The organism is Thiohalocapsa halophila, from assembly GCF_016583825.1.
Taxonomy (GTDB): Bacteria; Pseudomonadota; Gammaproteobacteria; order Chromatiales; family Chromatiaceae; genus Thiohalocapsa; species Thiohalocapsa halophila.
Window position 1 is genome coordinate 1 of sequence record NZ_NRRV01000030.1, and the last position, 14,450, is coordinate 14,450.

Genomic DNA, 14,450 nt, shown 5'->3' on the forward strand with positions numbered 1-14,450 from the left:
CAGCGGGGGTTGGCTGGTGAGCGCCTTCGCGCTCTGGGGCGGGCTCACCTCGCTGCTCTATGCCTTTCGGCTGCTGAGCGCCCGCGACGGGCAGATCTGGATCGGTCAGCTCTACACCTCCGCCCTGGCGTTGGTGTGGGTAGGCGCCGCCCACGATGTGCCGCCGCTGCTGCCGGCGCTGGGGCTCGGGGCGTCGCTGCTGCCGCTGTGGTTCCTGCTGGATGGGCTGACCCGGCGCTTCGGCATCGCCCGCACCGGGCTCTATCCGGGGCTGGCGCTGCGCATGCCGCGATTCGCGGCGCTGTTCATCGTCGCCGTGCTGGTGGCCGTGGGCGTGCCTTTCTCGCCGGGCTTCTTCGCGATCGCCGATCTCGCATTCGGCGGTATCGGTGCCAACGAGCTGCTCACCCTGCTGCCGGTGAGCCTGGCCTGGCTGTTGTGGACCTGGGCCGGCATCAACCTGCTCGCCGGCATCGTCTTCGGTGAGCCGCGGGCCGACCTGGACTATGTCGACCTGGACAGCCGCGCCGTGCTGCTGCATGGCAGCGGCATGGGGGCTCTGGCGCTGTTCGGTCTGGTGCTGGTGGAGGGGATGCTGTGACGAATGCCGTATTCGATAAGGCCGCGGGCGCTGCTTCGGATGCCCGTGGGCAAGCCGATGCCGACGTGCCCGCGGCGGCTGCGGGGTCGGCGCCGGGGGCGGACGGCAAGCATCGCCCGGCCCTCGGCAAGAAGCTCAAGATCCGCAGCATGGTGAGCGTGGCCGGGGAGGTGCTGCCCTTCTTCTGGCCCATGCGCAACTTCATCCACCACAACCCGCTGCACGGGCTGGAGCATCTGCCCTTCGAGGACGCCGTCGCCGAGGCCACGCGGCTCTTCCATGCCCGCGGCTGGCTGCCGCGCCCGGCGTATCAGCGCATGCTCGCCGACGGCGCCATGCAGCCGGACGATCTCGCCGCGGAGATCGACGCCTTCGTCGCCACCTGGCTCGCCGACCAGGACGACGACGGCGATGCGGCGCATGGCGAGGTCGCGGCGCTGCTGCGCGAGCTCCTGCTCGCCATGATGACCGCCACCAGCCAACCGAGCCCCGGCGACCGCGAGCCCTGCGCCGAGGAAGTCCTCGCCTGCCTGCGCCGCGGCGGGCAGGGCTGAGCCTGCGTCGTGCGCCGTCTGCGGGAGCCCCCACCATGAGCGCCGGTACCGCCCCGCTGGGCACACAGCCACTCGCCGAGCAGCTCGGCCGCGATCTGACCCTGTACGACGCCGCGGACCAGCTCTTCGGCACCCGCATCGGCGAGACGCTGAACGAGCTGCTCATCAAGGGCCTGATGGACTTCTTCGACGAGGGCCAGTCCGTCTGGCGCATGCCCGGGCGCAAACAGGGCCTGTTCCTGGCCTGGGCCAATATCGCCCGGCGTAACCGGCGGCTTCGCATGCGCGGGCTGGACGTCGCCGCCATCCTCGATCAGGCGGACGAGCCGGAGGCCATGATCGATCTGGTCATGAACCGGCTCGGCGTGCCGGAGCACCGCTGGATGAGCTATGTCACCGTGGAGCTCTCCCGGCTGCATGGCTGGGCGGGCTTCGTGCGCTGGCGGGCGCAGGCGGCCCACTACTACTGGCAGCAGCGCAACCCGGCGGACCTGACGGATTACCTGGCCGTGCGCCTGGTGCTGGGGTTGGCGCTGCTGGAAGACGCGGGCCGGCGCCTGCGGCGCGACCTGCGCTGGCCGGCACTGCTGGACTTCGCGGCCGCCCATCCGCGCGAATGCGTGCTGCGCCGAGAGCTCAATGCCGGCACCGTGCTGCCGGACTTCGCGCACCGCATCGAGGTGGCGCTGGACTCGGGCGATCCGGCCCGCATCGACGCCCTGTACCTGGTCTACGAGCGCGAGAAGACCACCCGCGAGGCCTGCACCCGGGCACGGCGGGTGGAGACCATGGCGGCCGCCGCAGGTCTGGACCGGGAGGCCTTGCTCGGGCGCGATGACGACGCGCTGCACCAGATCATCGACGGCATCTACGCGGCCAAGGCCCATGAGGGCATGCTCTGGACCCGCTCGCTGGAGCGCGCGCATCTGCGCTCGCTGCTGGCGCGCATCGATGCGGCGGCGGGGGAGGAGGCCGGCGCGATGCCGACTGCCCCAGCGTCCGGCGAGACGCCGGCGGGGCCGGCCGGCCCGGTGCAGGCACTGTTCTGCATCGACGTGCGCTCCGAGCGCCTGCGCCGCCACCTGGAGGCGGTGGGCGACTACGAGACCTTCGGCATCGCCGGCTTCTTCGGCATCCCCATCGCCTTCGTGGAATTCGGCAAGGGGCACGAGACGGCGCTCTGTCCCGCGGTGGTGACGCCGAAGAATGTCGCCGTGGAGATGCCCCACACCCACGCCAAGCACGCGGACTCGCTGTTCGATCTGGCGCACGAGGTGGTGCACGACCTCAAGAACACCGTGCTCGCGCCCTATGTCACCGTGGAGGCCGTGGGGCTTTTATTCGGCTTCGACATGGTGGGCAAGACCTTCGCGCCGCGGGCCTACAACACCTGGCGCCAGCGCCTGGAGACCCGCAAGCCACCGGCGCGCCTGCTGTTCGACAAGCTCTCCGAGGACGAGGCCCGCGAGCTGGTGGCCAACCTCCAGGACGAGATGGTGGTGCGGGCCGTGGAGCGCCACTTCGCCGTCAAGCGCGAGCACCTCACCAGCCCCATGATCCGGGAGCTGCGGGAGACGGCGCTGGAGCACCGCAAGGGCCAGACCGAGCTCGCCCGGCGCTTCGGGGTGGACCCAGCCGGCGAGGCGGTGTTCATCCGCTCGCTCCAAGTGGAGTATCGGGTCAACCCGGACCAGGCGCGCATCCAGCTGGAGCACCTGGCCAAGATCGGCTTCCGCCCGCAGCGCCAGGCCCAGCTGGTGGGTGCGGCCTTGCGCGGCATCGGACTCACGGCGGGCTTCGGGCGCACCGTGCTGGTGGTGGGCCACGGCAGCACGTCCGAGAACAACCCCTACGAGTCGGCGCTGGACTGCGGCGCCTGCGGCGGCGACCAGGGGCTGGTGAACGCCCGCATCTTCGCGGCCATGGCCAACCGCCGGGAGGTGCGCCAGCTCCTGACCGAGCAGGGCATCGACATTCCCGCCGAGACCCATTTCATCCCGGCGCTGCACGACACCACCACCGACGAGATCCGCCTGGCGGACATCGACGAGCTGCCGCCAACGGCGCTCACCCGCGTCGATCGCATCCGCGAGGACCTCACGGCCGCCGGGCGCCTCACCGCCGCCGAGCGCTGCCGCGAGCTGGGCGAGTCCGGCATCAGCAGTCCCGAGGCCGCCGCCCGCCGAGTCAAGCGCCATGCCCTGGACTGGACCCAGGTCCGCCCGGAATGGGGCCTATCGAAGAACGCGGCCTTCGTCATCGGCCGCCGCGCGCTCACCCGGCGCCTGGACTTGGACGGTCGCAGCTTCCTGCACAGCTACGACTACCGCGTCGACCCCAAGGGGCGGCTGTTGGAGACCATTCTCACCGGGCCGCTCATTGTCGCCCAGTGGATCAACCTGGAGCACTTCTTCTCGGTGGTGGACAACGAGGCCTTCGGCAGCGGCAGCAAGGTGTATCACAACGTCGTCGGGCGCTTCGGCGTGGTGACGGGGAACCTCAGCGATCTGCGCACCGGCCTGCCAGCCCAGACCATGCTCCGCGGCCATGTGCCCTATCACCAGCCCATGCGGCTGGTCACCGTCATCGAGGCGCCGCTGGCGCTGGTGGAAGCGCTGCTCGCCAAGCTCTACAAGCCCCGGGAGCTGGTCCACAACGGTTGGATCCGGCTGGTGGTGCTGGACCCCGAGACCGGCCAAGCGCAGGTCTATGATCCGGAGCACGGCGAGCGCGATGCCTGGCAGCCGCAGCCCATCCGCCTGCCGGCCTGAGCGCCGGCGCCCCCAGTCACCACCCGGAGACCCCGCCCATGCACGAGCTCAAGCACAGCCAGCTGAAGAAGCTGGAGATCATCGTCCAGGGCGAGCAGCAGGACTTCGTGCTCGACCTGCTGGAGCGCGCCGGCGTCAGCGGCTGGACCGTGGTCCACAACCTCTCCGGCAAGGGCAGTCACGGCGCCCACGACGCCCACCTCATGTTCAACGAGGACGACGTGCTGGTGATGATCATCACCGCCGTGCCCGCCGACATCGCCGAGGCCATCCTCGAAGGCCTCACGCCCTTCTTCAACCGCCACATGGGCGTCGTCTTCAGCACCGACATCCAGGTCAGCCGGCTCGCCAAGTTTCAGCCGCCGGGGTAACCACCCGCAAGCGCTTGCAGCGCTGAGCGCCCGGGTGCCCCGGTGGTGTCAGCCCAGGGGTCGCGGGGGCTGCTTCTCCCTAGAAAGAGCAGTTCACCACGAAGCACACGAAGAGCAGGAAGAAGAACACGAAGAAAGACAGGCGCTTGAAGGTGGGCATCCCCGTGATCTCGCTCACCCGTCGGGTGAAGGCGTGAGCATGCGTATGCTCCTGAGCCTCTTCGTGTTCTTCGTGGTTCAAATACCGGATCGAGGTTGAGTCACGCTCCGTCCCCCCCTCGCGCTCGCCGAGGGTGGACCGCTCCAGGCTGTGTACCCGTTGTCGCCTCGGGTAGGATAGATCCCTGCCCATGGCTTGGAGGGAGGAAAGCATGACGGACTCAGAGCACGAGCTGACCCGCGAGATCGGTCAGCGGCTGCGCGCCGCGCGCCATGAGCGGGGCTTGAGCCTCGCCCAGCTGGCGGCGCTCACCAATGGGCTCTACAGCAAGTCGCGGATCAGCAACTACGAGCAGGGCCTCCGCCGGCCGAGCATCGAGGCGGCGCGGACGTTGGCTGACGCCCTCGTCATTGTCAACGCCGCCGAGCTGCTGGGTGTCGAGGGCGGCGAAGACAACGCCCTGTCCGCGGAGGAAATGCGTCTCCTTGACGCCTTTCGCCGAGCCGACGTGGATTGGCGTTGCCGCCTGCTCGACATCGCCGAAGCGGTGCAGCTCGACCCGCCGCCCGGGCAGGGCCGGCGCCGGCGCAAAACCGGCCGCAGCGCCGGGGCGGGATGAGCGTGACCGCCCGCGCGCTGAACCGGGCCATCGGCCGGCGGCTGCGCTGACTGACGACGACCTTGGCGTCTCCGGACTCGCCCAAGCCAAAGCTGGCCGCGCCTCGGCTCGGCGCATCCGGCAGGTGCCCTTGTCAGCCGTTCTTCTGGCTCTCTCCGCCAGCCTACGCCGCGTAGGATTGATCTGACCCCGGGGTGGGAATGCGCCACTGTCAATCCGGCCGGAATCCTACGCCGGTCGTCGCTGACTGCTTTCGGAGTTGGTTGTACGTTTAACCCAGCAGCGCGCTTGGTTGCTGTGGATGGCCGAGGCGCTGCATCCGGGGCGGCAGTGTTGACGAAGCTCCCAGCAGTCCGGGCTTCTGTGCTCGCTCCCGGATCTGAAGCGATCCCTATGGTTTCCAATACGCGACATAGCCCGGGAGGTGTATCTCGATGGCAATCAGAACTCTGACCTCGCTGAGCCTGTTGAGCATTGCGCTGGTGGCATCGCCAGCCAGTGCAGATCGCACCATCTTCCTCGATTTCGACGGTCATCGAGGTTGGTTCGCGAATTATCGAAGCCCGAATCAGACCGATTGGCTGTACCTCGATGTGCCGCCGTTCTGCGGCAGTGCTGCCGATCGTGCCGACATCGCGGAGCGTGTCCGGGAGGATTTCGCACCATTCGACGTAGAGATCACCACTGAGGAGCCCCCGGATCTTGAAGAGGGGGCGGACGTTGGCTTCAGGGTGATCATTGGCGGCGACTACACTGACTGGAACTATTCAAGAGCGGTCTACGGCCTCTCCAGCCACCCCTTGGTGGAGAACGCCGTCCTGGTGGCCGCCTTCGCGCCGGGCTCGGGCCCGGCCTGCGCGGACGTCCGTTCGAATAAGGACATTGCGCAGACGTCCTCCCACGAGCTCGCGCATTCCATTGCCTGGCTCTCCGGGCAATGGCTCAGTCATTACACCGCAACGCATCATCCCGTCGGCGCTCCGGCCCATGTCGGCTTTCCGATCTTGGGCTCCTTTTCGGACCGGCGCGACATCTGGTACGCCGATGAGCAGGTGGAGCGCGGTTACGACCGAAGGACCGGGGAGATCATCATCGGGCCGCAGGACGATATCGATACCCTCGCGGACGGGCTTGGTCTGCGCGCTGACGATCATGGCGACACGCCGCAGTTTGGCAGCTTGTTGCAACGCGCCCCGGATTACGGGGGAGACCGGGTACTGAAGGGGGAAGGTATCGTGGAGATCAACGAGGCGAGCGATCCGTCCGCATGCCCCGAGGGCGAGATCCTGGATTCGCCTGTGCTGCGCGCTGGTCTGCTGTGTCTAGGCCCCCATCCGCGACCGGTTCCTTTGATCGGCGACCATCGGGACTTCTTTCTGTTCGAAGCCGATTGGGGACCCGGGGGCAGTCAGCGGCTCGATATCCGGGTCGACACCATCAACAGGAAGCTGAGCAAGCCGCTCAACGATCCGACGGCCAATCTCGACGCCGAGCTGGAGATCTACCATCGCGCCGCTGGTCCTCTGTCCTGGTGGAGTGGCTGGCAGAAGGTGACAAGCTATGCCGTTGGGCATGGTCAAACGGATCTCTGGGCAAAGGCCACCCTGGTGATCGGCGCTCGGGACAATCCTCCCGGCCACTACGCTGTCGGTGTGCGTAGCGCAGGCGGCTATGGCGATCTCGGGCAGTACCAGGTCACTGTCCGCGCTCCCGCCATCCGGGAGCTCGAGTGGGAGGGCTGGTGGACGCTCGCTTATGCGTCCCTACTGGACGAGCTGTCGGCGCTTGACGAGGGCGCGGGGCTGAAAACGCTCCTTCAGCGACTGGCTGAGCAACAGCTCATTGACCCAGCGGTCTTGGAGCGGCCTGAGGTGCTCGACGTCCTACCGGAGGTGCTTGAGGAACATCGGCCAAGCGAGATCTTTGCGCATCTCTTCGCAGGCGCTGTGTGGGAACAGCTGCCTGCGGACGAGCGCAAGGCGGCGCGGTTTGACTTCGATCATCAGGTGCGTCGGATTCTGTTCGGAGGTGCGGCGGTCCCGCGTTAGCTTGGGTTGCCCCGATTCGGAGCGTGGCCGGGGATCGGTTGGCCCCCGGCTGCGTTCCGGCCAGTGCCCTGTGGATGCTCCTATCGCTCGGGGTCCCTGCTCTTGACGAGGCGCGGCTGCTGGTCGCGTTCCGGGCAACGGATGCCGCGGGTCGGCGCCCAGGGGCTCGGGGTCGCGGTGTCGGGGGCCGGCTGCGGCGCGTCCGGGTCGGGCAGCGACTGAGGCGGCGAACGGCCGCTTGACAGCCAGGAGAGATCTGCTGGCTTGACAGAGCAGGGGAAGCGTGGCGAAAAAAGGGGAGGAGGTGCGCGATGACGATCGACGCTGCGACGCAAGCAGAGATCGACCGCCTGAATGCGGCGGTCGACGAGTTTGCCGGCGAGATGAAGGCGCGGCTGCGCGAGCAGGCGCTGAAGGGCTACCGCGGCTGGGACGACCCGGCGCAGTACGAGCGCATCCTCGAGATGCTGGTTACGCGCGCGCCGGCGGCTGAAGGGGAGGAGGTGGATACCGCGAACCTGGCGATGATCCTGTGGAGCCTGCGGCGGCGCGGCTTAGGTTAGCGAGCGGTGCCCACTGCTCTGGGTCCGGAACTTCCTTCCGGGATCTCCCTGGCGTCCGGCAGTTATGAATTCTACAGCGGACGTTCGAGATGCGTCCCCTGGGAGGCGGGAACCGGCCAGAAGCGGCCCTTGACCCGGGTGCCGTCCGGCGGCACCATTCGGTCAAGGGGCCGACCCAATGCGACTTGTGCTAAGGTCGCATCGAACACAATCACCTTTCGACGGTCCAAGCGATCCTCATCGGTCGGCAGGTGTTCTCGTCCTTCTCGATAACATGCCGTTCAGGGGAGTTATGCGGAATTCGGACAACCACTCGTTGGGCGGAGAACAGACAATCGAGGCGAAATATGCAATTCACTGTAGAAATAGAACAGGAAGTGGACGGGAGATGGATTGCAGAAGTCGCTGAAATTCCGGGCGCGATGAAATACGGAAGCACGAAAGACGAAGCAATCGCGCATGTCGAAGCACTGGCTCTTCGGGTTCTCGCCGAGAGACTTGAAAATGGAGAGCAATTGGCAGAACCGATCCACATCAATTTCGCTGCGGCATGAGCCAGTGGCCAAGTACCAAAGCGAAGCGGGTACTCGCCGCTCTACGCCGCAACGGCTGGGAAATCAAGCGGTCTTCGGGATCTCATCGAACACTCGCCAAGGAAGATTATCCGGATTTCGTTTTCGCTTTTCACGACTCGGAGGAAATCGGGCCACGAATGTTGGCGCGTATTGCAAAGCGCACGGGCTTGCGACCGGAAGACTTATAGCGCCCAACAAGGGGATAAACTCCGAGGCTGGCCAAACAGCGGTCAGCTCGGGTTAGCCGTGACGTTATGTCTCCTATGGGTCGACAACGGCCAACCCCGCCCTGGCTCGTGAGCGTCCGCTACGGCACAGGAAGCGGCTGTCCCGGGCCAGGGATCGATCGGCGGGTTGGGGTGGGCGGGGGCTCAGCGCTGCCAAAGTGCAGAAGGCACCAGCCGGGAATGGCTGGCGGCCGAAACGATATCGAACCGGTTCGTCAGCGTGCTCTTGCCGCTGGCTGCCGGGCCTAGCGGCGGCCGCTGGCGACGATGCTGGATGAGCTGGAAGCGGGTGCCCAATCTATTCGGGATCAAGCGGCGGTGACTGTGGGTGGTCTCCTCGCAGATGCCGGCGTTGGCGCTGACGATCCCGCTGGTGACGTTCACCTGGCGCGAGAGCATGTCCTGGAGCGGGTAGCCGGCGGCGCTGGCAGTCTCGCCGAGGTTCGCCTCGGCGCTGCTGAACACAGCGGGCTGCGTTTTCAGGTCTTCGACGCGCAGGATCGCGAGGTCCGTGCTGGCGCGGGAGTGGGTGAGCCTTGCGTCGTGCCAGCGCTCGCCGTGCTGCACCCGGATGGAGCCGCAGCCGTCCACCACGTGATGGTTGGTGAGTACGTCTGCCAGCTTGCGAACTGCATTGCACGCCGCCGCTCCGGCACTGCGGCCCGCGGTGGGGTCGGGCGCTGTCGCGATCTCCTGCGCCGTGTCGCTGCCCGGACACGCGGTCTGGCGGTAGGTGACGTTACCGCTAGCGTCCACGCATTTGTTCAAGCCGGCGAGGGCGGGGCAGGCGAGGGCGAGCGCTGCGGCGGCCGCGGGGAGGAGGGCTGTGCGCATGGTGTTTCCCTGTCCGTTCGAGCGCTCTGCGACCCGTTATTGACTTGGTGCACGACCAGGGTTTCCCTGAGAGCGCGCTGTGCGTTACGTTTGATGCACACACGCAGTATAGACAAAGGGTCGGACCCCGATGCTAGCCACCAAGACCGAAACCTTGACTGGCCGCATCGCGCCGGAGTTAAAGGCGGCGCTGCGGGGGACGGCCGAGCGCGAGCGCCGCAGCCTGGCGAATATGCTGGAGGTCATGGTGTTGCGGTACACGGCGGGCGAGGTTAGGGCGGTGCCGGCCGACGTATCGCAGGTGCGTGGGAAGGGTCGGGGTTAGCGCGCGGAGAGTAGGCGTGTGGCGAGCGTGTCAGCGCGCTCAGAACCAAACAGGGGGCGTATCGTGGGGACGGACCGGAACGGGAACGGGGGCGGCGACCTCGGTTTCGAGGCGCAGTTGTGGGCAAGCGCAGACAAGCTGCGCAGCAACATGGAGCCCAGCGACTACAAGCATGTCGTCCTGGGGCTGATCTTCCTGAAGTACATCTCCGACGCCTTCGAGGCCAAGCGCGAGCACCTGTTGCGCGACGCCGCGGACCCCGAGAGCTTCTACTACGTCCAGGAAGAAGCCGCCCGCTACGCCATCGCCGAGGACCGCGACGAGTACCTCGCCGAGAACATCTTCTGGGTGCCTGGGGAGGCCCGCTGGTCCCACCTCCAGGCCCACGCCAAGTCCACCGACATCGGCAAGCGCATCGACGACGCGATGATCGCCATCGAGGCCGCCAACCCGCGGCTCAAGGGCGTGCTGCCGAAGGACTACGCCCGCCCGGCGCTCAATAAGGTCATGCTCGGCGAGCTGATCGACCTCATCAGCGGCATCGCGATGCGCGAGGGCGCCGACCGCTCCCGGGACATCCTGGGCCGCGTCTACGAGTACTTCCTCGCGGGCTTCGCCGGCGCCGAGGGCAAGCGCGGCGGCGAGTTCTACACCCCGCGCTCGGTGGTGGGGCTGCTGGTGAAGATGCTGGAGCCCTATAAGGGCCGCGTCTACGATCCCTGCTGTGGCTCCGGCGGCATGTTCGTGCAGTCGGAGAAGTTCGTCGAAGAGCACGGCGGCCGGCGCGGCGACATCGCCATCTACGGCCAGGAGAGCAACTACACCACCTGGCGCCTCGCCAAGATGAACCTGGCGGTGCGCGGCATCGACGCCGACATCCGCTGGAACAATGAGGGCAGCTTCCATCGCGACGCGCTGCCGGACCTGCGCGCCGACTTCGTCCTAGCCAATCCGCCCTTCAACATCTCCGACTGGGGCGGCGAGCGCCTGCGCGAGGACGCCCGCTGGCAGTACGGCGTGCCGCCCGCGGGCAACGCCAACTACGCCTGGCTCCAGCACATCGTCCATCACCTGAGCCCCACCGGCAGCGCCGGCGTCGTCCTCGCCAACGGTTCGATGAACACCCAGCAGTCCGGCGAGGGCGACATCCGCCGCGCCATGCTGGAGGGCGACGTCGTGGACTGCATGGTCGCCCTGCCGCCGCAGCTCTTCTACTCCACGCAGATCCCCGCCTGCCTGTGGTTCCTCGCCCGCGACAAACGCCCGCATCGCAAGGGTGCCCGCGACCGCCGCGGCGAGGTGCTATTCATCGACGCCCGCAAGCTCGGGCACCTGGTGGACCGCACCCGCCGCGAATTCTCCGATGAGGACATCGACCGCATCGCCGGCAGCTACCACGCCTGGCGCGGCGGCGCCGACGCGAGCGGCTACGAGGACGTCCCCGGCTTCTGCAAGGCCGCGAGCCTGGACGAGATCCGCGGCCACGACCACGTGCTGACCCCAGGCCGCTACGTCGGCGCCGCCGCGGTGGAGGACGACGGCACGCCCTTCCCGGAGCGGTTTGCGGAGCTGACCGAGAAGCTGGACGAGCAGTTTGCCCAGGGCGAGGCCTTGTCCGCGCTCATCCAGGCCAAGCTGCGGGCCATCGATGTGCCGTGAGCTGCGCCGCGATCCGCTACGCTCGTCACGCCTTCGAGCGAATGTTCGAGCGATCCCTGTCGCCGGCACTGGTCGAGGCGGTGATTGCCAGCGGTGAGATCATCCAGCAATACCCCCACGACCAGCCCTTCCCGAGTCGGCTCATACTTGGCTGGAGGGATGCAACCCCAGTGCATGTCGTCGTTGCGCAGGACGCTGCCTCGGGCGACTGTATCGTTGTCACCGCCTACATTCCCAACCCGGCGCTCTGGAGCACCGACTTCAAGACGCGGAGAAACCGATGAACTGCATCACCTGCAAGAACGGCCGGATGTTCCCCGGCCAAGTCACCGTCTCCCTGACGCGAGGCGAGACGCTGGTGGTCATCAAACAGGTGCCAGCGCAAGTCTGCGACAACTGCGGCGAGTACACCCTGGACGCGGACATTGCGCAGCGCGTCTACAGCCAGGCCGATACCGCCGCGGCGCACAACGCGGAAGTCGAGATCCTGCGCTATGCCGCTTGATGCCTCGCAAGCTGCCGGTTGCCGCCGCTTGGATGCCGGGGCGTGCCCAGGCATCCAGGCCATGGGCCGCGGGTGTGTCCGCGGCGATGACCACGTGCTCACGCCCGGCCGCTACGTCGGCGCCGCGGCGGTGGAGGACGACGGCACGCCCTTTCCGGAGCGGTTTGCGGCGCTGAAGGCGAGGCTCGATGAGCAGTTGGCCGAGGGGGAGGAGTTGGGGGCTTTGATTCAGGCGAAGTTGGAGGGGAGGGTTGCAAGTGGATAAGCAGATTGCGACGTTCCAACACCTTCGTGAAGCGGGCATCCTTGATTTCGGCGATGGCTACCGAGCCAAGAATGCGGAGCTTGGTGGAGACGGCCCAGTATTCCTTCGATCCGCGTATCTTCAGGACAACGGGTTTGTCTTGAGGGAACCAGATCGGTTCAAAGAAACGACTACGGAGCGCTTTGGCGCGAAGGCTGCATCTGTCGGTGATGTAGTCATCACAACCAAAGGTAATTCGACGGGGCGTATCGGGCTGATACGGGAGACCGAGGCGGGTGCGATCTATTCTCCGCATCTTTCCTACTGGCGCTCGCAGGACGCCACTGTCTTAGACCAGCGCTATCTCTACTTCTGGTCGCTGTCGTACGAGTTCCGGGGGCAACTTCACGGCCTGGCCTATGCGACGGATATGGCCCCATACCTCAGCTTGAAAGATCAAGCGGCGCTGACTATTTCGATTCCGCCACTCCAAGACCAGGTGGAAATCGGGGACCTGCTCGGCGCCCTCGACGACAAAATCGAGCTGAACCGCCAGACCAACGAAACGCTGGAGGTGCTGGCGCGGGCGATCTTCAAGGACTGGTTCGTGGACTTCGGCCCCACGCGGGCCAAGGCCGAGGGCCGCGCGCCCTACCTGGAGCCTGCGCTGTGGGATCTGTTCCCGGATCGGCTGGATGCGGAGAGGAAGCCGGAGGGGTGGGATGCCGGTTCCTTGACGGATGTGGCGGATCTGAATCCGGAATCCTGGACCAAGAGGAATGCCCCGGACGCTGTCGAATACGTGGACCTCTCCAATACCAACTGGGGCACGATCGACAAGACCGAGATGCACTCATGGGCGTCAGCGCCGAGCCGGGCGCGGCGCATACTCAAGCCTGGCGACACCATCGTTGGGACTGTCCGCCCCGGCAATGGCTCTTATGCCTTCATCGCGGAAGATGGCTTAACGGGCAGCACCGGCTTCGCGGTGCTGAGGCCCAAGTCGCCTCGCGATTGCGCGCTCGTTTGGCTCGCGGCTACGGCTCCGGAAAACATCGAGCGGCTTGCCTTCCTGGCAGACGGCGCAGCGTATCCCGCAGTTCGCCCGGATGTTGTCGCCAATACTGAAATAGTCCTTGCGGACCCCGAGGTCATAGACGCCTTTTCCCGTACTTGCGGGAGTCTTCTCGACAGAATCGAGGCTCACAAGGCGGAAAGCCGCACCCTCGCCCAAACCCGCGACCTCCTCCTCCCCAAGCTCATGTCCGGCGAGATCCGCCTGCGCGACGCCGAGCGCATCGTCGGAGAGGCCGCATGAGTGCGGCACCGCTCGGCAGGCTGTCCAAGGTGGACCTGCGCGACGCCTGGCAGTCCGAGGCCGGGGACTTCACGCCCTGGCTCGCGCAGTCCGAGAACATCGCCCTGCTCGGCGAGGCCATTGGCCTGGAACTGGAGGTGGAAGCGCAGGAGAAGGACGTCGGGCCATTCCGCGCGGACATCCTCTGCCGGGACACCGCAGAGGGTCACTGGGTGCTGGTGGAGAACCAACTGGAGCGCACGGACCACATCCACCTGGGCCAACTGCTGACCTATGCCGCCGGGCTCAACGCCGTGACCATCGTCTGGATCGCGGCGCGCTTTACCGAGGAGCACCGCGCCACGCTGGACTGGCTTAACGACATCACCGATGAGCGCTTCAACTTCTTCGGGCTGGAGGTGGAGCTGTGGCGCATCGGCGATTCCGCCGTTGCGCCGAAGTTCAACGTCGTCTCCAAGCCCAACGACTGGACGCGCGTGGTCACGGACGCAGCGAAAGGCATCAGCGAGACCGCGCTCACGGAGACCCAGCGCCTCCAACTGGACTTCTGGACCGGTTTTCGCGAGCACATGCTCGCGCGGGGCTCGGCGGTCCGGCCCACCAGGCCACTGAAGCAAAGCTGGATGTGGATGGCCATCGGGCGCTCCTGGTGCAAGCTGATGGCGACGATCTCGACCTGGAGCAGCGAGACCCAGGCGTGGGGACCCGGCGAAGTGCGCGCGGAGCTGCACCTCACCGATGAAGATGCCAAGACCTACTTCCAGCTCCTGACGCGGCAGAAGGACGCCATCGAGGCCGAGGTGGGCGAGCCGCTGATCTGGTACACACGCGAGGCCGTCAGGAGTTGCCGCATCGGTGTGACGCGCAGTGCCGACCCGCAAGCCGGGGACACTTGGCCTGAGCTCTTCGACTGGCTCCGGGTCAAGCTAGAGGCGCTCAACGCTGCATTCCGGGAGCGCGTGCGCTCGCTGGATGCCGCAGATTGGCAGCCGGACGACGCCGCGGGCGAAGGCGCATGACCAGACGCGTGACAGAGCGCTGCGTAGCCGGCGAGGTTATGCGGCGCCCAGAGTCTG

16 protein-coding genes and 1 pseudogene are annotated in these 14,450 nt (G+C 66.8%); 15 read left to right on the forward strand and 2 right to left on the reverse strand.

What is annotated here, in order from left to right; genetic code table 11:
- From CKO31_RS13325 to CKO31_RS13340, 4 genes and pseudogenes are all read left to right on the forward strand, one after another.
- Positions 1-601: pseudogene (locus CKO31_RS13325) on the forward strand (hypothetical protein); the annotation flags it as partial.
- On the forward strand, positions 598-1,155 hold the full coding sequence (locus CKO31_RS13330; RefSeq protein ID WP_322789139.1) for a putative inorganic carbon transporter subunit DabA: 558 nt from the start codon (positions 598-600) through the stop codon (positions 1,153-1,155). The pseudogene CKO31_RS13325 and the gene CKO31_RS13330, both read left to right, overlap by 4 nt.
- Before the next feature lie 35 nt (positions 1,156-1,190).
- Entirely contained in the window at positions 1,191-3,926 is a 2,736-nt protein-coding gene (locus CKO31_RS13335) for a DUF2309 domain-containing protein (protein WP_200238242.1), read from the forward strand.
- A gap of 38 nt (positions 3,927-3,964) precedes the next feature.
- Positions 3,965-4,297 (forward strand): P-II family nitrogen regulator, encoded by a 333-nt coding sequence (locus CKO31_RS13340; protein ID WP_200238245.1) that lies wholly within the window; start codon positions 3,965-3,967, stop codon positions 4,295-4,297.
- Positions 4,298-4,376: 79 nt separating this feature from the next.
- On the opposite strand, the gene CKO31_RS13345 is transcribed toward CKO31_RS13340, so the two are convergent.
- The gene (locus CKO31_RS13345) at positions 4,377-4,538 is read right to left on the reverse strand and encodes a hypothetical protein (RefSeq protein ID WP_200238248.1); all 162 of its coding nucleotides are present in this window, start codon (positions 4,536-4,538) and stop codon (positions 4,377-4,379) included.
- 130 nt (positions 4,539-4,668) lie between these two features.
- Between CKO31_RS13345 and CKO31_RS13350 the strand changes: the two genes are divergently transcribed.
- The 5 genes from CKO31_RS13350 (at position 4,669) to CKO31_RS27245 (ending at position 8,450) form a co-directional block, all read left to right on the forward strand.
- Positions 4,669-5,076, forward strand: coding sequence for a helix-turn-helix domain-containing protein (locus CKO31_RS13350; protein WP_200238251.1), 408 nt, complete (start codon positions 4,669-4,671; stop codon positions 5,074-5,076).
- A gap of 434 nt (positions 5,077-5,510) precedes the next feature.
- Positions 5,511-7,124, forward strand: coding sequence for a hypothetical protein (locus CKO31_RS13355; RefSeq protein ID WP_200238254.1), 1,614 nt, complete (start codon positions 5,511-5,513; stop codon positions 7,122-7,124).
- Between the two features lie 311 nt (positions 7,125-7,435).
- Positions 7,436-7,687: a hypothetical protein gene (locus CKO31_RS13360; protein ID WP_200238256.1), complete on the forward strand. Its 252-nt coding sequence runs from the start codon at positions 7,436-7,438 to the stop codon at positions 7,685-7,687.
- Positions 7,688-8,034: 347 nt separating this feature from the next.
- Positions 8,035-8,241 (forward strand): type II toxin-antitoxin system HicB family antitoxin, encoded by a 207-nt coding sequence (locus CKO31_RS13365; protein WP_200238259.1) that lies wholly within the window; start codon positions 8,035-8,037, stop codon positions 8,239-8,241.
- Positions 8,238-8,450, forward strand: coding sequence for a type II toxin-antitoxin system HicA family toxin (locus CKO31_RS27245; RefSeq protein ID WP_200238262.1), 213 nt, complete (start codon positions 8,238-8,240; stop codon positions 8,448-8,450). Before CKO31_RS13365 ends, CKO31_RS27245 begins: the two co-directional genes overlap by 4 nt.
- Before the next feature lie 183 nt (positions 8,451-8,633).
- Here CKO31_RS27245 and CKO31_RS13375 read toward each other — a convergent pair whose 3' ends face one another.
- Entirely contained in the window at positions 8,634-9,323 is a 690-nt protein-coding gene (locus CKO31_RS13375) for a DUF4124 domain-containing protein (RefSeq protein ID WP_200238265.1), read from the reverse strand.
- A gap of 442 nt (positions 9,324-9,765) precedes the next feature.
- On the opposite strand from CKO31_RS13375, the gene CKO31_RS13380 reads away from it, so the two are divergent.
- The 6 genes from CKO31_RS13380 to CKO31_RS13405 are packed head-to-tail and all read left to right on the forward strand — an operon-like array spanning position 9,766 to position 14,393.
- The gene (locus tag CKO31_RS13380; protein ID WP_274607752.1) at positions 9,766-11,307 is read left to right on the forward strand and encodes a class I SAM-dependent DNA methyltransferase; all 1,542 of its coding nucleotides are present in this window, start codon (positions 9,766-9,768) and stop codon (positions 11,305-11,307) included.
- Positions 11,304-11,591: a DUF4258 domain-containing protein gene (locus tag CKO31_RS13385; RefSeq protein WP_322789140.1), complete on the forward strand. Its 288-nt coding sequence runs from the start codon at positions 11,304-11,306 to the stop codon at positions 11,589-11,591. The genes CKO31_RS13380 and CKO31_RS13385 overlap by 4 nt, the downstream gene beginning before the upstream one ends.
- Complete coding sequence (locus CKO31_RS13390) at positions 11,588-11,812, forward strand: type II toxin-antitoxin system MqsA family antitoxin (RefSeq protein WP_200238271.1); 225 nt, start codon at positions 11,588-11,590, stop codon at positions 11,810-11,812. The genes CKO31_RS13385 and CKO31_RS13390 overlap by 4 nt, the downstream gene beginning before the upstream one ends.
- Positions 11,802-12,077, forward strand: coding sequence for a hypothetical protein (locus CKO31_RS13395; RefSeq protein WP_200238273.1), 276 nt, complete (start codon positions 11,802-11,804; stop codon positions 12,075-12,077). Before CKO31_RS13390 ends, CKO31_RS13395 begins: the two co-directional genes overlap by 11 nt.
- Positions 12,070-13,374, forward strand: coding sequence for a restriction endonuclease subunit S (locus CKO31_RS13400; protein ID WP_200238275.1), 1,305 nt, complete (start codon positions 12,070-12,072; stop codon positions 13,372-13,374). The genes CKO31_RS13395 and CKO31_RS13400 overlap by 8 nt, the downstream gene beginning before the upstream one ends.
- A complete protein-coding gene (locus CKO31_RS13405; RefSeq protein WP_200238278.1) occupies positions 13,371-14,393 on the forward strand; it encodes a DUF4268 domain-containing protein in 1,023 nt (340 codons plus the stop codon). Before CKO31_RS13400 ends, CKO31_RS13405 begins: the two co-directional genes overlap by 4 nt.
- Positions 14,394-14,450: the final 57 nt, after the last annotated feature.